Genomic DNA, 18,837 nt, shown 5'->3' on the forward strand with positions numbered 1-18,837 from the left:
AAATTTGAGTTGTCACTACCTAAACATTCGACAACGTCTTACCCAAAGTTTTCCATGATGCGAATAAACTGAACAGATCGGCTTGAATTAAAAGACTTTATAAAAAAAATAGCTAACAATAAATATGTTAGCTATTTTAAATGTACCCAGCGCCGGAATCGAACCGGCACAGTTTCCTATCGGTGTTTGAGACCGACGCGTCTACCAGTTCCGCCAGCTGGGCATTTGTTTGAATTGCGGAGCGCAAATGTATCAATTAGGTTCTAAATAAGCAAATTTATTTCTTCTTTTTATTCAAATTTTGAATAGTTCACTGCTAGTGTTTCTACATATATCTAGCAACAATTGATTTAGCGCCCTAACTTCACTTTCTTTCATACCCAGATTCATAGGTAAATAAACTAAATTCTCTAATTTTAGTTCATTTGTTAAGCCCATTCCTGATCTACAAATATCTAATTTGACTAAACTAGAGGCCTTAGCAGTCGCATCGAAACCTTTATCTTTTAATTGTCTAATCAATAAAGCGGGGGTTTCTGTTTCAATTGGGATCACCCAGTGCGTATGCTTCGAATTATGTGCACCAATCTTCACTTTTCCATTTAACTGTTGTAATAATTGGCTGGCCAATGTTTGTCTTTTATAGATAACTGCACGATCAAAGTTTTCTATTTTATTTTTCAACACACGCAGATTGGGATAAGATGGTCTATAGCTGATCTTCTTCATCACATCTGTTCCTGGAAAACCTCTGGTAAAGCCAGAAATCAGGGTATCAAAATCCTTATTGGCCAGTTTGCACAATTGATAAGCAATGGTATATGGCAATTGCTTGGTTATCAAGTTAATTAACATAGCATTGATTATCTTTTTAAGATAGCGCGAAGTTGGCTGTTCTGGCAGCTGCTCGTTTAGCCATTTTATCTTAGCAAAAAGTATTTCACTATTAATCTGAAGCACTGCCCCAGTTAAGGCTGTATTGGTTTTTATGAGCCCAAAACTGAACATGACTACATCCGATTGCGGATGACCAACATAGTCTCCATCAAAAGCTTGTGCACAATCTTCTATTACGACTAGATTATTTGCTTGGGCTATCTGCAGCAACACTTCTGTATCCATCACCGCACCAAATAGATGCGTAATTAACAACAGTTTTGTTTGAGGGGTTATGGCAGCTTTTAGTTCTGCCGGAGATAGGCCCAATGTATGTTTATCCACAGCCAATGGTATCGCTTTTAATCCATGGACCTCCATAATGGTAAACATATCGGGAATATTAATATCAGCGACCAAAATTTCAGCACCACGTTCAAGATTCAATGCCTGCAGTACAAGGTCAAAACCTGTTCTGACCGAAAGACAGGGTAATTGCTTTTTGTGAAACTGGATTTCTTTTTTCTTAAAGCCAAAACAATAGGCCATACAGAACAAAGCTCCCTTAAAAAGGGTTGTAAAACGGATATCAAGCTTGCCTCTTGCAACCATTTTCAAGCAACAAACTCAAGCACACATGCTAAGGGTATCATCTTGGGCTTTCCTCTTCTTTTAGCTTTTTATCGACCCAAAAAGGCGCAAACGGAAGTAATGAGGCTACAAACAACACAATTACTTTCCCTATGCCCCATTTTTTTTCTTGCCAGGCCATGATCAAACAAACTACATACAATACAAACAACATTCCATGCGCCCAACCTACATATTTAACAGCTAGGGGCATTTTCCAGACATATTTAAGTGGCATAGCCATAAACAAAAGGACGAGATAGGAAATACCTTCGGTAAGCGCTACCTTTCTGAACAGATTTAACGATGACATCATGCAGTGTAATTTGCCCAAAAGTAACCATTAAAAAATCGCCTAATAGGTTAATTTTCCTTTTTGACAATCCCCTAACCTACTTAAAAATCGAAATTATCCAAATATTTATAACCAGAGCCAGTATTAAGGAGCAATATCTTTTCATAGGGCTGTACCTGTCCGCTTTTAAGGAGCTTCTTTAAGGCAGCCAATAACGCGGCTCCTTCTGGTGCAATTAAAAGACCTTCTGCGGTAGATATTTCTTTAAGGTTATCTATGATTTCAGCTTCTGCAATGGCCAATGCACTTCCATTTGATTCGGCCAATACCTCCAACATCATCCTTTCTGCAAAAGGACGAGGCACGGCCAGACCATTAGCTACCGTTGCCTTGCCCTGATAGTTACTACAATTTGGCTGTAAGCCCTTAAAAGTAGCCACTAAGGGCTGGCAGTTTTCAGCTTGTACCGCAATCATCCTGGTAGGAATATGAGTGATCCAGCCCATGCGCTTCATTTCCTGAAAAGCCTTCCATATCCCAATGAGCCCAGTTCCACCTCCTGCCGGATACAAAATCACATCTGGCAAGTTCCAGTTCAATTGTTCTGCCAATTCGTAGCCCAGTGTTTTTTTACCTTCTAAGCGATAGGGCTCTTTCATGGTCGACATGTCAAAACAGTTTCTCTCCTTTTTAATGGAAGCCACCTTTTGGGCACAGTCGTTAATCAGACCATCTACCAAGATCAGTTCTGCTCCAAAAGCCAAGCATTCTTTTTTAAAAGCTTCTGGTGTATGTTTAGGCATCACTACGGTAGACTGGATACCAGCCTTGGCACAATAGGCACTCAGGGCTCCACCTGCATTCCCTGCTGTAGGCACAATACAGGCTTCCACACCAAGTTCTTTTGCCTTTGAAACAGCCATACTTAATCCACGTGCTTTAAAAGATCCTGTAGGATTAAACGATTCGTCCTTTAACCACAGCTTATCCAACCCCAATATATTGCCCAAGGTAGACAGTTCTAAAATAGGGGTCAATCCTTCGCCCAAGCTCACCCTATGCTTCCTTGATAATAAGGGTAAAAATTTGGCATAACGCCACATTGACCTCTCTGCCACATCGATCACTTCAAAGGGCGAGGCAGGGGCAAGTTCAAATGCGGTTATTATGGGCGACTGACAGCTTGTACAAAAAGTCTGTAATTGCGTACTATCGTAAACAGCTTGGCAAGAACTACATTTTAGTTGATAAAGACTGGTTATAACCGTTGGCTCCATTAGGGAAGAATTCGTTTTCATTGAGCTAAAATAGCTTCAAAATAAACGAATAGCCAATACTCTTTTTGCATAACCTATAACTAAAAGTTATAGCATTGTTTAGCAAACTTAATAAAGGCCTTGTTCATTCCATTATTTTCATCGCCAAGGCGCTGGATAAAATAAAAATGTCTTTCTATGGTTAGTCCATCTATATTCAATTGTATAAGCTCTCCTCTTTCCAATTCTTTAGCTACAGCTTTTAAGGGCAGAAAACCTAGGCTATCATCAGCCAAAATAAAGTTTTTTAAGGCCTCTGTTCCACCCAATCGCATACATACATTCAGGTCACCGATTTTCATTCCATGTTCGGCAAGAGCCTGACCTATGGCCAACAAAGTTCCCGAACCGCGCTCACGCAAAGAGAGTGGAATATTTTTAAGTTCCATGAGGCTATAGGTTTGTTGCTTGGCCAAATAGCTTTTGCTTGCACAAACCGCCACAACCCTCTCTGCCAGAAAATACTGGCTATTTACATTGGCCATTTTATCTTTTCCTTCGATAATGGCTAGATCAATTTCATGGTTCAACAGGGCCGTCATCACATTTTCTGAATTCCGGTTCAACAAACTGATCTTTACCGCTTCATTCTGTTTTCTGAAAGCCGAAAGCACGGCCGGAATAACATAAAGTGCAATAGTAGTACTAGCACCCAATTTCAATTCGCCCTTAAGCAATTGTTGATTATACACACTGCCAATATCGAATTCTATTTGCTGGGCCAAGGAAACCGCTACTTGTAAATGTTGTTGTAAAATCTTGCCAGCATGGGTAAGTGTTACCGTCCCTTTCTTACGCTCGAACAAAGGTGTTTTGTAATACTGCTCCAGATTATGGATATGTTTGCTGATAGCGGGTTGACTAATAAATAACACTTCGCTAGCGCGTGTAAAGCTCAAGTATTTGGCTACTTCTATAAAGACCAGATGATTAAAAGATAGCATTCAATCAAAAATACCAATAAAATAATTAAGCCAATGGAATATTTTATTTACCAAATTTAGCTAGGCTTTCTGTTATACGACGAAGGTATTTATTACGATAATAAAGATCTTTTATAGCTTTAAGGATATTTTCCCGATTATCTCCTTCGTAGTGAAAACCTTTGGTCAGTATCTCCAATTCTTGATTAAGAGCTTGTTCTATTTGTGCAATTTGTTTTTTTAAGATGTCCAGTTTACCTTGATCTTCATCAAATTCCAACTCCATTAAAGTCTCGTTCACCTCCATCATGTCCATTAAGAAAGATTGGGGCAAAACATAATGTTCTCCTTCTGTTATTACACCTTTAAGCTCCAGCACATATTGGAGTACTCTTGCAGGATCTTTTAACACCTGAAAAGCCTTATTATTAAGTGTTGAACGCTCTAAAACCTCCTCTTGCTTTTCTTGGCTCTCCTTAATATAAAAATCGGGATGATACTTTTTGCTCAATGCATAGAATTGCTGTTTCACCACATTTTGGTCTGGATGAAAAGTAATTGGCAAGCCGTAAAGTTCAAAGTAGTTCATACATAAATTGTTAGAAGCTGAAGGCAGAAAGTTTATGGAACTTAACTTTCTGCTTTTAGCTATTTCCCAAATATCTTCAATATATCATTGCCAAAGGCAAATACCATTAGGCTCAGCAAAATTACAAATCCTACAATTTGGGCCTTTTCCATAAACTTATCGCTTAGTGGACGACCTTTTATCATCTCGATGATCAGGAAAACAACATGTCCACCATCTAAAGCCGGAATTGGCAATAGGTTCATAAAGGCCAAAGCCATCGAAATGAGTCCTGTTAGGCGCCAAAATTTCTCCCACTCAAATTCCGAACCATAAACCTTGGCAATACCAATTGGGCTGCTGATGTTACGGGCACTTACCTTACCGGTAATCATTTTCCAGATTCCCTTTGCGTTATCGGCAAAAGTGGTCCATCCTTTGTCTACCCCAACAGAGAAGGATTCGAACAAACCATAATTGATGGTTTTGGTAGGCAATCTTAAACGACCTATAGCAATGCCAATGGTTCCATCTGCCGCTATTTTAGGTTTTAAGTCTAGTTCCTTACCATTCCTTAATACTTTAAAGCTAATGGTTTTTCCGGCATTCTTTTCTATTTCGGTAGTTACGTCATCTAAAAAGCGTACTGGCTTCTGGTTAACTGACAAAATACTATCATTTACCTTAATGCCTGCATTAAAAGCTGGAACAGGCACTTTAGCCGGGGCTTCCTTGCCCAATAACTTGGCTAGAAAACTTTGTTTTACCGCTACGTCTTCTGGTGTATTTACCTTAATAATTTTCTGGGCCACCATTCTTGGTGCTACAAATTCTTCAATACCGTGTTTACTGATACTGTTAAGGACTGATTCTGGCACTTTTAGGTCCATCGCCTTACCCTCTCTAGAAATGGTCAACCTTGTGTCGCCCAACAATACCTTAGAACTTAGCAACTCATCGAAATAAATCAACTTTTGTCCGTTTATGGCCAATATCTTATCTCCATCCTTCAATCCAATTTCCTGCCCTATAATACCCGGATGAACACCGTAGGCCAATTGGTTGTTAGGGATAAAAGTTTCGCCGTATTTGAAAGTAAGCATCCAAAAAATAAAGATCCCTACGACCACATTCACAATAATACCACCCAACATTACGATTAAACGTTGCCAAGCTGGTTTAGAACGGAATTCCCAAGGTTGTGCTGGTAGCGCTAGTTGTTCGGTATCCATCGACTCGTCGATCATTCCCGCTATTTTCACATAGCCTCCCAATGGTAACCAGCCTACCCCATATTCTGTATCGCCAACTTTGAAACTGAAAAGCTTAAATCCCCAGGCATCAAAGAAAAGATAAAATTTTTCTACTTTAATTCCAAAAGCACGTGCTGCTAAAAAATGTCCTAATTCGTGTAAAATTACTAGTATCGATAATCCCAGCAACAGCTGGCCCGCCATAATCAATCCGTCCATATTCTATTTTAGTGTATTTCTATTTTAGATTTGTTAATACTTGTTTTGTTACTAATTCGCCTGCAAATATACGCGTAAGCCTATCGGTTTCTAAATAATCGTCTAATGTTGGATGCGTTATAAAGTCAACTGCATTCATACATTCTCCTATAACATCGCTCATTTCTAAAAATCCTATTTTGTCTTTCAAAAACGCATCGACCACCACTTCATTTGCCGCATTGATGATGCAGGGCATATTTCCTCCCACCTCCATCGCCTTGTAAGCAAGGTCAAGGTTACGAAAACTTTTTGTATCTGCCTTAGAAAATGTTAATTCAGGATAGTTGACAAAGCTAAATCGCTCAAAATTAGCCACTAATCTATCTGGATAGGCAAAAGCATAATGGATAGGCAATTTCATATCTGGCAGCCCCATTTGCGCCTTAATAGATCCATCATTAAATTGCACCATAGAATGAATAATAGACTGTGGGTGTACTACTACCTCAATCTGGTCTGCCTGCAGGCCAAACAACCATTTGGCTTCAATAGCTTCCAAACCTTTGTTCATTAGCGAGGCCGAGTCGATGGTAATTTTAGCGCCCATTACCCAATTAGGATGCTTTAGGGCTTCCTCTTTAGTTACCGTAGCCAAAAATGACCGATCTTTTCCCCTAAATGGACCTCCAGAGGCAGTCAATAAAATTTTTTCTATGGTCTCTTCCTTCTCGCCCACCAAACACTGGAAAATAGCCGAATGTTCCGAATCAACCGGAATAATTTTAACCCTATGTTGTTTGGCCAGCATCATGATTAGTTCCCCTGCTACCACCAAGGTTTCTTTATTGGCCAGGCCTATATCTTTTTTGGCTTCAATAGCCGCGATGGTTGGCGTAAGCCCGGCTGCGCCCATAATGGCCGTCAGCACAATTTTAGTTTGGGGCAATTGCACTGCAGCAAGTAATCCTTCTTCTCCAACCATTACCTTGATATGCGGCAGGGCCGATTTCACCTTTTGGTAAAATGCTTCATTGCCAATCACCACCAAGTCTGGCTTAAACTCCAGAGCCTGCTGTATCAACAATTCTGCATTATGTTGAGCGGTAAGCGCATCCACTTTGTATAAATTGGGATTTGCGCGAACCACCTCCAAGGCCTGCGTGCCAATGGAACCTGTTGAACCTAATATGGATATGTTTTTCAAAATTTTATCTCTTCTTATCGTCACCCTGAATGCATTTCAGGATCATTTTATTTTAGCCTACTGATGCTGAAATAAATTCAGCATGACGGTACAATCAAACAATATATTTTTCTAACCCTTCTGCAATCTTCCTATCGTTACTTAACCTTGGCACTTTATTTTGCCCACCCAATTTACCCTGGGTCTTCATGTAATTGACAAAAGAATCTTTTTGCAAAGACCTTACCTTTAATTGCTGCAATATATTTCCCTCAATTAGATCGAAATAGTAGATATTTTTTTGCTGTAAAACTTCATCTACTTTTTTACCAAAAGCATTTAAGTCTTTCGGTTCTTTTCCAAATTCCACAAACCATTCGTGATACGGTAATTCACCTAAAGGTGGATTTACCTGTGGCGCTACTGTAAATTCGGTGATTTCTACACCTTCTTCATTTGCTATGGATAGCAGGGCATGCTCTACTTCTTCGCCAATCACATGTTCTCCAAAAGCAGAAATAAAGTGCTTAATCCGTCCGGTTACTACGATCTTGTAAGGGTTTAAGGAAACAAACTTTACTGTATCGCCAATGCTATAGCCCCATAGTCCGGCATTGGTACTTAAGATCAATGCATAGTTCTGATCTAACTTTACTTCTCCTAAGCTTAAACGTGTAGGATGGTCATTATAATATTCTTCTGACGGAATAAACTCGTAAAAAATACCCGCATCTGCCAACAACAACAGCCCCTTCTCTTGCTGGCTATCTTGATAGGCAATGAAGCCTTCAGAAGCCGGATAAGTTTCAATAGCATCTATTTTTTTGCCAATGCTTGTTTCTATCTTTGCCCTATAGGGTTCATAATTTACCCCACCATATACAAACAACTGAAAATTCCTGAATATATCCTTGATCTTTTTTCCATTGCTCTTCTCGGTGAGTTTATCGAAGTACATCTGCACCCAAGGTGGGATGCCCGAGATCAGTGTCATGTCTTCGTGAATGGTTTCCTCTACAATGGCTTCTACTTTTTCCTCCCAATCTTCTATACAATTGGTCTTATAACTGGGCATCCTATTTTTTTGCAGATAGCCGGGTACCAAATGGGCCACAATTCCCGAGAGTCTACCTACGTTGATACCATTCTTCTTTGTCAATATAGGACTACCCTGTAGAAAGATCATCTTACCCTTCACAAATTCGGCCCTACCTGTTTCGTGGATATAGGTCAACAATGCATTACGGGCCGCTTTGATATGCTCTGGCATGGATTCCTTAGAAATGGGAATATATTTTACCCCAGAAGTGGTACCCGAAGTTTTGGCAAAATACTGAGGTTTGGCTTTCCACAAAATATCTGCTTCTCCTCCTACTACCCTTTCTATATAAGGCCTTATCTCTTCATAATCGCTAATCGGTACTCGGGCCTTAAAATCTTCGTAGGTATGGATGCTTTCAAATTGATGATCGGCCCCAAATACCGTATGTTTGGCCTCTTTTACAAGATAGCGTAATGTTTTATGTTGCGCTTCTACGGCATTATATTTCCATTTGTTGATCTTTTTTACCACAAATGATGCAAAAACCTTACTTAAAGCCGATTTCAATCCCATTTTTCTTATCAATTACTAGTTTTAAGTTACATTCTTTTCAATTCGCATGAAATTTCTTGGTAAGTTTTTCCATCACAAATTACAACATCTGATTATACGATATTATGAATGATATCGGGATGTTCGTCTCCTTTATAATCGTTCATGATCTTACGATAGGCTACGGCAAAAAAGGCAGTTGAAAATGGTACAATAACAAATGAACTGAAAACCACTACGATCAAAGAGCTGTATTGGGTAATGTCATAATCAAAGAATAGGTTGACCAACCTAAACCCCATTAGTATGACAATATAGAAGAAACCAAAAACAATTGCCTGCACCACAACCAAGCCCAAGAGGATGAATAAAAGTTTGATAAAGTTGCCTTTCGTAGTAGCTAAGCTTAATTTAATGGATTCAAATGGCGAACTATGTTTATCAATGATGAAGAACGGAAAAAAGATAATTCTAATAAAAGTGAAGAAGATACTCAATATGGCAATTCCAACCGCTATATTCACTATAATTGCACCCGTAGCTGCATAGCTCTCTATAATTCCCTGACTGAGCAATAATTTCAGAAATAGGTCAATCACATATAGAACAGGCATCAACAATATGCCCACAAGAAAAATACTGACCCCAAAATATACCGTAGCAATAAGGAATTTGATCACCTCTACCCGAGTGGGCAAGGTTTCGATGATCTGGATATCGGCATTTTCTTCATCGAGCAAACGAAACATATACTTGATCATACATAGTTCGACCACACAATAGCTCATAATAAAGATCAATAACATCACTATCCTAATGCCAAGGTTCACATCTTCCATAAAAAAAGCCATGAAGGTAGAAGTAGAGGCGGTCAAAAAAATCAGGAAGCATAGTGTGGCAATGGAGAAATAATTCTCTTTGGTTACCTTCCATGCCTGCATGATAACATCCTTAACGGCGAAAGTACTTTCTTTTAAATAGTTAATCATAGTTACTTATTGGTTAACTGTATAATTGTTTAACTGGTTAATCTTACCTTGTAAATTTTTATTTCTTCAGTATCACACGCTTTGTAAAATCTTGTATAAAGCCCAGTCCATACGCGGTAAGTTGGATAAATGAAGCTATCACACTCAAAAATGCGATTTTTATTGATTTATTAACCTGTAAAGCATGAAAAAATATCAACAAAAAATACAACCCTAAAAAGAAATTGCCTACATAGGCCAACGGACGGTACAGTATGTTACAGAGCAGGGTAAAACCCAAGCCCAAGGTAAAGATCGCGGGAAAGAAATGCACCGCTTTTAGTTCTGAAGGAAAATGTTTGTAAATATTGATCCTTGCCCTACCAAAAAAATGCAGCTGCTTATAAAATTGTTTAAAACTTGTCCTACGTTTATGATAAACCTTAGCTGCAGGAATCAATCCTATCTTAAAGCCTTTTTCATGTATACGGATACTATATTCAATATCCTCGCCCAATCTTGTTAGGATAAAACCACCTACCTGCTCATAAACCTCACGCGAAATCCCCATGTTAAAACTACGTGGATGAAATTGTCCGATGTGTTTTTTATTTCCACGAATGCCTCCTGTGGTAAAAGGCGAGGTCATGGCATAACTAATGGCTTTCTGTACTGGTGTAAAGCTATCATGGGCCGCATCTGGACCTCCAAAAGCATCTAGCTGATGCTCAAAAAGATAATTATATACGATCTCCAGATAATCTGAAGGAACCAATATATCTGAATCGAAAATAATGAAATAATCACCTTTAGCACGTTCAAAACCATAATTTCTGGAAAATCCCTGACCAGAATTTTCTTTATAGAAATACCTCACATCCAATTCGTTTTCAAACGAAGCAACGATGTCTTTGGCATCATTTACAGAACCATCCTCTATCACCAGCACTTCAAACTGTGTATAAGTTTGCCTGCACAAGGTAGATAAAAGTTCTTTGATCTCTTGAGGACGATTATATAAGGGAATAATGATGGAGAAAAACATGTCTTGAGACTAAAAGCCGAAAGACTAAAAACTAAAGCACTTTGAGCTTTAAGCTTTGGTCTTTAAGCTCAATTAAATTTCTTTTTCTATTAAATACTGGTTTCTTTCTGGTGCATTTCTACCAACCAATTCTGCTACAAAACCCGCCAAAAACATCTGTGAACCTACTATGATGGCTACCAACGCCAAATAAAACAAAGGCTGGTCAGTTGAATTACGATAAGGCAGATTATTCCATATCAAAACTTTCTTTTCCACCATAATATAGATGGCCATGATTATGCCCAAGAAAAAACTAAGTACGCCCAAAGAACCAAAAAAGTGCATAGGTCTTTTACCAAACTTACCCACAAAGAAGATAGACATCAGGTCTAAAAAACCGTTGATAAATCTGCTCAAACCAAACTTGGTTATGCCATATTTACGTGCCCGATGTTCAACTACCTGCTCTCCTATTCTAGTAAAACCAGCCCATTTAGCTAAAACGGGAATATAACGATGCATCTCCCCATACACCTCAATGGTTTTCACGACATCCTTGCGGTAGGCTTTTAGGCCACAGTTAAAATCGTTCAACTCTATACCGCTCATTTTACGGGTAGCGGCATTAAATAATTTGGTAGGTATGGTTTTGGTAATGGGATCGTAGCGTTTCTTCTTCCAACCCGAGATCACATCATAACGTTCTTCCTTAATACGACGATACAACCCAGGAATTTCATCTGGGCTATCCTGTAAATCAGCATCCATGGTAATAATCACTTCTCCCTGTGCAGCTTCAAAGCCCACATTTAAGGCTGCAGACTTGCCATAGTTTCTTCTAAACTTAATGGCCTTGAGGCTACCGTACTTTTCCTTAAGTTCGGTAATTACCTGCCATGAGGTGTCCGTACTACCGTCATCCACAAAAATAGCTTCATAAGAGAAGCTATTTTCCTCCATCACCTTATTTATCCAAGCCATCAGCTCGGGCAATGATTCTTCTTCGTTATATAACGGAATTACTATTGATATGTCCATTTTTAGCATCAAGTATTGAGTATGAGGATCAAGACACAAATAGTCCAAAAACCTTACTCTAAAAAACAACGTGCAAATTTCATCAATTAAATTGAGATATCTGCACGTTTGAAAAACTAATATTAAGCTTCCTTAATTTGTACCAAAATGCTCGTCCTTTTGATCGGAGAAAGGATTAGGATCATTCTTTTTAAAGATCAGTGCAAAAATAACGGCACCGATAAAATACATTATGGCCGATATACCAAATCCCATAACGGCCTGACCAAAAGAAGGGGTGAATTGTTTATCCAAATTTTCTTGTGTTTTAGCTAAAGCTTTTGCCGTTTCTTCGTCACCCAAGCCAAATGATTTCATGGTAGCCTCAGACTTTGTCATTACCAATTCTTTCATTTTCACCGGGTACGACTGATCTATATATTTACCAAATACAATATTGAACACAAAAACCAATGCCATGGCCAGTACAAAAGTGACAAATATTGGCCACAAAGCCTGACCAAAAGTCCAATATCCCCCAACTTTCTTACGCATGTCTATCGTAAAGAAAACAGCTAGGGCAATGCCTATCAGTATAGTAATACCGGCATACACATAGGAACTCATCAAGCTTGGCATCAAATACCATGTAATCAGAAAAATTACAATGTTTATTACGCCCCAAATCAGGCCATTTTTTAAGGCTTCAGTTTTTATGTTCACTGTGTTTTGTGTGGTTTCCATCATCATTTGTTTATCTGTTTTGGTTAAAATTAGCAATTAAACTGTATACTGCAACATCAAAAGCGGTATTGTTACTGTATCCTTCCAATTCTTTTAAGGTTTGTTCATTCGCATTTGGCTGCAAGAAGAAAACCATAAAAGGTACGAATAATTCTTCCATTTCCTCTCCCAAATCCATCAATTTAGCATTATTACAGATATCTTCCACGCTGCTTTCGGCCAATTGCTGGTTACTGATCAGGTCTTCGTAAATATTGAACTCATCCTGAAATTCATCTTCATCTACCAAAAGAAATTCTTTAAGGAAATCTTCCAAACCAGGTTTGATCTGTTCATCATGGCATTCGTTGATGTACAGTAAAAGATTAAGTAATTCTGTACCTCGATCTATCGTCTGGTCTTCAATATCCTCCCATTCTTTCGAATCAAGATAATCAGCTTCCAATTTGTTTACATCGCTGGTAAAGAAATTGATCATCAACAGGTCGAAATAAACCTCCCTTAATTCATCAAATTTTGGGTATTCATTGAAAACCTCATCAAATTTGGCGACTTTGGCCATAAAATGATCGTCGGCCTCAAAAACGCCAACTAATTTATCCAATAGTTCTTCACTGCCTATTTTGGTAATTTCAGCAAACTTTGCCAAAGATTCCGTTAATGTCTTTTTTACGATGCTATTCATTATATTTTTGTTTGTCTGTCATTCAGAGCGAAGTGAAGAAACCATTATTTTAATAGCTTCCTCTTATCGTTGGAACGACAGGAAGTATATTTAATATATTCTGTATTGACTATTATTATAAACCAGCTCTACCTTCCCTTTTAAAACCGTATTTAACAAAGGAGAATTCGCCGATTTCGATTGATTGGATGAGGCGTCAAACTTCCATTCTTTAGTTGGATGGAACACCGTAAAATTAGCTTCATTTCCTACATGGATATGGGGTACGGCAAGCCTTAACACCTTACGTGGTCCGACAGACAGTTTATCTACAATCAGATTGGGATCCAGGCCTGCCTGTAATAATAAGGGCAGAACGGTCTGCCATGCAATGATGCCATAGGCTGCAATTTCGAACTCTACATTTTTAAATTCTATTTCATGTGGCCGATGTTGAGAGGAAACGGCGTCGATGGTCCCATCTTTTAATCCTGCGATCAGTGCCTTATTATCGGCCTTGCTACGCAATGGAGGTTTTACCTTATAATTACTATCAAAGTCGTTGAGCAATTCTTCGGTAAACACCAACTGGTGTGCGGCAACATCGCAGGTGATCTTTACGCCATCCTTTTTGGCTCGCTTAATTAATGCCACAGCTCCGGCTGTAGAAATATTGCTAATGTGTATAGGCGCCTTATGATAGGTTGCCAAAAAAATATCCCTTGCTATTTGCATCTCTTCGGCCAATGCCGGAACACCCTTCATTCCCAACAAAACGTTATTCTTACTTTCGTTGACCTGCGCCTTACCTGCTATTGACCTGTTCTCGGGATGGGCAAACAACAAACCATCAAAGCCTAAGGCATATTGTAAAGCCCTGCTCATAAAGCCATCATCTGCCAATGCCTTTCCCGCATCGGCAAAAGCCACTGCCCCTGCCTGTTTCATATCAAAAAGTTCGGCCAGTTCCTTCCCTTCTACATCTTTACTAATGGCTCCAATTGGGTATACGTCAACTACATTTCCCTTTGAACGGTTAAGGATATATTCCACTTCTGCCTTACTCTGCACTACCGGCTTAGTATTGGGCATTACCGCTATTCCGGTAAACCCTCCGGCACTGGCAGCGGCTGTACCTGTCTTAAGATCTTCCTTCGTTTCCAGACCCGGGTCACCAATAAAGCAGTTGAGATCAAAAAAACCTGGAGAAAGTAGGGCTCCCTGTGCTTCGAAAACACTCTCCGATTTTAACGGTGATAAGCTTTTATCGATAGCAACAATGATTCCTTTTTCTACTCGAATGTCGCAAGTTTTTCCATTAAACTCGCTGCTTGGATCAACAATGGTAATTCCCTTAACTAAGAGGTTCATGAATTTTTATATTTTATGGATTAGCTTATATTATTTTTTTTGTATCAATGAGCTCTCCCGATTAATCGGGATTGTTTTTTGGGTATGATAAAATCTGAGCAGTAATATTTCGGCAGCTAGGAAAACTAAACTCAAAATTAGACAAAGTTTCCATATCTCGGTGCCATTATTTTTTTCGGCAATGGCCGATGAAATGTTGGCAGTTTTAGTATCTATAAAATGAACGGGATTTGCCCCGAAGCGCTTCTCTAAAACATCCCGATCATCATATTCCATATTAGATTCTGCCCTGTTATCATTAAAAGCAACAATGGCCAAGGTAGAATCTGCTTTTTTCACTTCGTAAAACCCAGGTTTACTGATCTGATCAGCAACGTAAAGGGATGTTTTACCTTGCTGTTGATCTACATCGGGTATCACTTCAAACCCATTGGCCAATAATTTTAAGGTTTGGTTGGCCCCTAGTTTAACCTGTGGCAATAAGATAACGTGATCTTTTGCTATAGTATAGAATAAGGGTTGATGCGATGCACTTTCAAAAGCTACCTTATACATTAAGGGCACAAACAATGGATGCCTGGCAAAATTCCCATCTTCATTTGCCAAACCCGTAGCCGATAAGAAAACCTGTCCGGCACCCAAAATATAGCGGGCAAAGAATAATTTTCCTGCGGGTAACTGTAATAAGTTTTCCTTGTTGCTCTTATTATTTTCTATAAAGGTAAAGTACCGGTTTACCTGCGGAAGGTCCATGTTTTTGGGTAAGGTTTCAAAAACATCTTTGAACAGGGGATGCTTCAATTCGATATTGCTCACCTTACTTATTTCGGTACTTAAGTTACCCACTGCTGGTAAATTCAATGCCGTAAGAAAAGCCGAAAGTGTTATTTTATCGTTCTTGGTATTCGGAAAAATTGCTACAGACCCACCATTACCGATATAGTTCTTGAGTTCCTGGGCCAAACCGCTCGACGGATTTGACAAGCCATTAAGCACGATCAAACTATAATTGGTCAACATCGAATAATTGATATTATTTTCCGACATTTCCTCCAATTTAAAGTAAGGATCAGCATGGAAAAGTGCATGGATATATTTTCCTGTTTCCTGCCCATTAATAGCCAACACCTTATAATGTGCACTCACATTAAAGCTGAAATTCAACTGGTCGTCAAAAGTGAGTGGGAAATCCTTAATGTTAATTACCCCCTTCTGCCAGCCCAGTGACAAGCCACTATAAGAAAGCGTATCTATATAGGCTGCTCCTGCTGCTACGTTTACACTTCCTACCGCTTTTTGTTGGCTATTAATGGTTAGTGTTAGGGGCACATTCTTGGCATCCTCATTTCCAAAATTCCTTAAGCGTACGACAATCTTCTCTGATACATTGGGCTGATGAACAGGAGATAAAAACCAAACACTATCTACCGAAACATTTGGCAAAGCGTTAGCATTTAATTTAACTAAAGTTAGCTGGGTATTATTATCTTTTTTTAGTGGTTCACTACCTCCAAAACCCGTCTGAAAATCGGAGATGATATAAGAAAACCGATTACTATTCCCTGTAAAAATGGCCTGTTGCCTATTGATCACTTGTTGCAGCGCTCTATTCGCCGAAGAAATCTTCACTTCTTCAATGGCCTGTAAAAATTCATCGGCATTCAACAGACGCTGATGTTTTCCTTCAAAATCGTTGGTCAACAATTGGAATCTATCGTTCAGTTGGTAAGCTTTTACAATATCCTTTGCCCTTCGTTTAGCTTCGTCCAATAAATTTCCTTCCTTATTCACCGCATCCATGCTATAGGAGTTGTCGATGTAAATACTAATAATGTTTCCCTTGCTGTTATCTACAGTTGTAGAAGTACTAAAAAACGGACGGGCAAAGGCCAACACCAGAAAAGTGATTGCCAGTATGCGACAAATCAGGATCAAGAGATTTTTTAATTTTTCCCTTGAAGAATTTTGTTCTTTTACCTCTTTGAGAAAGGCTACATTACTGAAATAAACCTTTTTAAATTTCCTGAAATTGAACAAATGGATGATGACCGGAATAACGACCGCTACAAGTGCAAAAAGAAAGCCCGGATAGAGGAAATTCATTAAAAACCAAAGGTAGGAAATTTATAGCATAATGAAAAGCGTCTTGAGGTGATTTAACATTATAAACTTATTGGGGAAAATCTTGATTTTGACAGCAGCCAACTTATCAAGTTACTGATTACAAAGCCCTAACAATGTCATATAAAGGCAAGAATATCAGTACACCTATTTTTTACTGCAACAGTGTTGTACTTTTGTAACATTCATTTATTAAAAGTATTAGCCTATTTATAAAACTGTACCTAAAATTTTAACGAAGCAGAGAGAGCGAATGAGAAAATACATTTTAGGAATGATTGGGCTGATATCCCTTAGCATATTATTATCCATTTCCGCTTGGAAATCCGATTCCATACCCACTAAACCTCCATACATTAAACTTACTTTAGACAGTAGTTATCATCAGCATGTGAACATTCTCTACGCAGATCTCCATCTTAAGCAGGCTGGCTTGGCACTCAATGTATTCGAGAAAGCTTTAACGGGCTTTTACAACCTCAAAAAAGCCGGGCAACTTTCTTCAAAACAGATCTTGAGCATTGCTGATTTTGATCAGTTAAGCACTAAAAAACGACTATATGTTATAGACTTGGAAAAGAAGGAAGTATTACTGAATACCTGGGTGGCCCATGGACAAAAAAGCGGAAATGATGAGGCGGTAAATTTTTCCAACACTTATAATTCCTTGAGTAGCAGTTTAGGTTTTTATATTACCGGCGAGGTTTATTGGGGCAGTCACGGCAAATCTCTAAAATTAGACGGAATGGACGAAGGATTTAACAATAATGCCAGAAACCGATCCATTGTGGTGCACGGTGCTCCTTACGTTAGCCCTAACACCATTAATACGTTGGGCCGCCTTGGCCGTAGCCAAGGCTGCCCAGCAGTGGCACCTGAATTTGCCAATGAGGTTATCAAAACCATTGCAGACAAAACATTACTTTTCATCAATAAAAGTGTAGAGCAATATCACTCTAAGTATTTGGACGAAACATTGGCGGCCAACTTTGCCAATGAACCGCTTAATTCGTCAATGGATTAATTAAACTAATGTGAGTTTGGATTAAGCAAGCTTAGAAAAATACAGTTTTTCGTTTAAGCTCTTCTTTTATTGTTTTTTTTATTTTACTCAAGATTGCTAAGCAATTTCATAGGAAAAAGAACAAAAAATCGTCAAAGCGCCTGATGCTTCAAAGGAAATGCTCTGGCTTATTACTTACTTGCCACACCAACCAAGACAGACGAGGGACTAACAGGCTACTGGTCTTGAAATTAGACTATTTCTTATCTCGAAATCACGTTGAATCATAATTTCTTCTCATAGTCCATTGAGTGACAATACACTAGTTGACCTTCAGATCTTACCCTAATTCCCTATCTCAACAATTAGAAAAGGTGCCATTTGTAGAGTATTTCTATAATAGGGCTCCCGGCCGTATTTTACTAAAAACATTATTACAACTTATATCGCAATATAAGTTTAACTACGTATAGCTATAAGTTTATACATCAATTTAAATTCCTTGTGGACCACAAACCAATAAAACAGAATAAAAATCATTTATTACAAATAAATTACGAATAATATTCATATTTAACATAATTTTATTGAATTAAAATCACAAAAATGAATTTAGACAAAATAGATTTGGCCATTTTGCGATTGATGCAGGAAAACTCGCGGATCTCTAACGTAGACATGGCCAAGGAATTGGAAATGGCACCGTCGGCCGTACTGGAACGCGTAAAAAAACTGGAACAACGAAAAGTAATTACACAGTATACCACCAAAATAGACCCCACCGCAATTGACATGGGCTTGTTGGCCTTCATCTCCATGAAAACATCTAACACCGTAGGTTGTACCACCACCGCCGACGAGCTATCGAAAATAAAAGAGGTGCAGGAAGTACATATCATTGCCGGCGATGACTGTTATCTGGTAAAAGTAAGAACCAGGGACTCCGCCTCGCTTATGGCCCTAATGCGCGACGAATTCAGTAAAATATCAAATATTCTTTCTGTCCGTACCACCATTGTACTCGAAACCGCAAAAGAAGACCAAAAATTAATCATTCCAGAAACCAATACCTAACCACACCCT

General features: G+C 38.8%; 17 protein-coding genes and 1 tRNA gene. 2 read left to right on the forward strand and 16 right to left on the reverse strand.

Going from position 1 to position 18,837, the window contains the following annotated elements; genetic code table 11:
- Positions 1 to 143 precede the first annotated feature (143 nt).
- From JHD79_RS04475 to JHD79_RS04550, 16 genes are all read right to left on the reverse strand, one after another.
- Positions 144 to 223, reverse strand: a tRNA-Leu gene (locus tag JHD79_RS04475).
- A gap of 71 nt (positions 224 to 294) precedes the next feature.
- Entirely contained in the window at positions 295 to 1,425 is a 1,131-nt protein-coding gene (locus JHD79_RS04480; protein WP_199118005.1) for an aminotransferase class V-fold PLP-dependent enzyme, read from the reverse strand.
- Between the two features lie 100 nt (positions 1,426 to 1,525).
- Positions 1,526 to 1,822, reverse strand: a complete 297-nt coding sequence (locus JHD79_RS04485; protein ID WP_233164563.1) for a DUF3817 domain-containing protein — start codon at positions 1,820 to 1,822, stop codon at positions 1,526 to 1,528.
- Between the two features lie 80 nt (positions 1,823 to 1,902).
- Positions 1,903 to 3,099 carry a threonine synthase gene (locus tag JHD79_RS04490; protein ID WP_199118006.1) on the reverse strand — a complete coding sequence of 399 codons (1,197 nt, stop codon included), beginning with the start codon at positions 3,097 to 3,099 and terminating at the stop codon, positions 1,903 to 1,905.
- 59 nt (positions 3,100 to 3,158) lie between these two features.
- Complete coding sequence (locus JHD79_RS04495; protein ID WP_199118007.1) at positions 3,159 to 4,061, reverse strand: LysR family transcriptional regulator; 903 nt, start codon at positions 4,059 to 4,061, stop codon at positions 3,159 to 3,161.
- A 43-nt stretch (positions 4,062 to 4,104) separates the two neighbouring features.
- Positions 4,105 to 4,629: a Fe-S protein assembly co-chaperone HscB gene (gene hscB, locus JHD79_RS04500; protein WP_199118008.1), complete on the reverse strand. Its 525-nt coding sequence runs from the start codon at positions 4,627 to 4,629 to the stop codon at positions 4,105 to 4,107.
- Between the two features lie 59 nt (positions 4,630 to 4,688).
- Positions 4,689 to 6,080, reverse strand: coding sequence for an RIP metalloprotease RseP (rseP, locus tag JHD79_RS04505; protein ID WP_199118009.1), 1,392 nt, complete (start codon positions 6,078 to 6,080; stop codon positions 4,689 to 4,691).
- Between the two features lie 19 nt (positions 6,081 to 6,099).
- A complete protein-coding gene (locus tag JHD79_RS04510; RefSeq protein ID WP_199118010.1) occupies positions 6,100 to 7,266 on the reverse strand; it encodes a 1-deoxy-D-xylulose-5-phosphate reductoisomerase in 1,167 nt (388 codons plus the stop codon).
- A 94-nt stretch (positions 7,267 to 7,360) separates the two neighbouring features.
- Complete coding sequence (locus tag JHD79_RS04515) at positions 7,361 to 8,860, reverse strand: GH3 auxin-responsive promoter family protein (protein WP_199118054.1); 1,500 nt, start codon at positions 8,858 to 8,860, stop codon at positions 7,361 to 7,363.
- 92 nt (positions 8,861 to 8,952) lie between these two features.
- Positions 8,953 to 9,828 carry a hypothetical protein gene (locus JHD79_RS04520; RefSeq protein WP_199118011.1) on the reverse strand — a complete coding sequence of 292 codons (876 nt, stop codon included), beginning with the start codon at positions 9,826 to 9,828 and terminating at the stop codon, positions 8,953 to 8,955.
- A gap of 58 nt (positions 9,829 to 9,886) precedes the next feature.
- Positions 9,887 to 10,852 carry a glycosyltransferase family 2 protein gene (locus JHD79_RS04525; protein ID WP_199118012.1) on the reverse strand — a complete coding sequence of 322 codons (966 nt, stop codon included), beginning with the start codon at positions 10,850 to 10,852 and terminating at the stop codon, positions 9,887 to 9,889.
- A gap of 72 nt (positions 10,853 to 10,924) precedes the next feature.
- Positions 10,925 to 11,872, reverse strand: coding sequence for a glycosyltransferase family 2 protein (locus JHD79_RS04530; RefSeq protein ID WP_199118013.1), 948 nt, complete (start codon positions 11,870 to 11,872; stop codon positions 10,925 to 10,927).
- 132 nt (positions 11,873 to 12,004) lie between these two features.
- Positions 12,005 to 12,601 carry a DUF4199 domain-containing protein gene (locus tag JHD79_RS04535; RefSeq protein ID WP_199118014.1) on the reverse strand — a complete coding sequence of 199 codons (597 nt, stop codon included), beginning with the start codon at positions 12,599 to 12,601 and terminating at the stop codon, positions 12,005 to 12,007.
- 4 nt (positions 12,602 to 12,605) lie between these two features.
- Positions 12,606 to 13,280 (reverse strand): hypothetical protein, encoded by a 675-nt coding sequence (locus JHD79_RS04540; RefSeq protein WP_199118015.1) that lies wholly within the window; start codon positions 13,278 to 13,280, stop codon positions 12,606 to 12,608.
- A 90-nt stretch (positions 13,281 to 13,370) separates the two neighbouring features.
- Positions 13,371 to 14,630: a dihydroorotase family protein gene (locus tag JHD79_RS04545; protein ID WP_199118016.1), complete on the reverse strand. Its 1,260-nt coding sequence runs from the start codon at positions 14,628 to 14,630 to the stop codon at positions 13,371 to 13,373.
- Positions 14,631 to 14,660: 30 nt separating this feature from the next.
- Positions 14,661 to 16,733 (reverse strand): BatA and WFA domain-containing protein, encoded by a 2,073-nt coding sequence (locus JHD79_RS04550; RefSeq protein WP_199118017.1) that lies wholly within the window; start codon positions 16,731 to 16,733, stop codon positions 14,661 to 14,663.
- Between the two features lie 271 nt (positions 16,734 to 17,004).
- On the opposite strand from JHD79_RS04550, the gene JHD79_RS04555 reads away from it, so the two are divergent.
- On the forward strand, positions 17,005 to 17,775 hold the full coding sequence (locus JHD79_RS04555) for a murein L,D-transpeptidase catalytic domain family protein (protein WP_199118018.1): 771 nt from the start codon (positions 17,005 to 17,007) through the stop codon (positions 17,773 to 17,775).
- Positions 17,776 to 18,360: 585 nt separating this feature from the next.
- Positions 18,361 to 18,828, forward strand: a complete 468-nt coding sequence (locus JHD79_RS04560) for an Lrp/AsnC family transcriptional regulator (RefSeq protein ID WP_233164564.1) — start codon at positions 18,361 to 18,363, stop codon at positions 18,826 to 18,828.
- Positions 18,829 to 18,837 lie beyond the last annotated feature (9 nt).

The sequence above is a fragment of the Pedobacter sp. ASV28 genome (genome assembly GCF_016428855.1).
Taxonomy (GTDB): Bacteria; Bacteroidota; Bacteroidia; order Sphingobacteriales; family Sphingobacteriaceae; genus Pedobacter.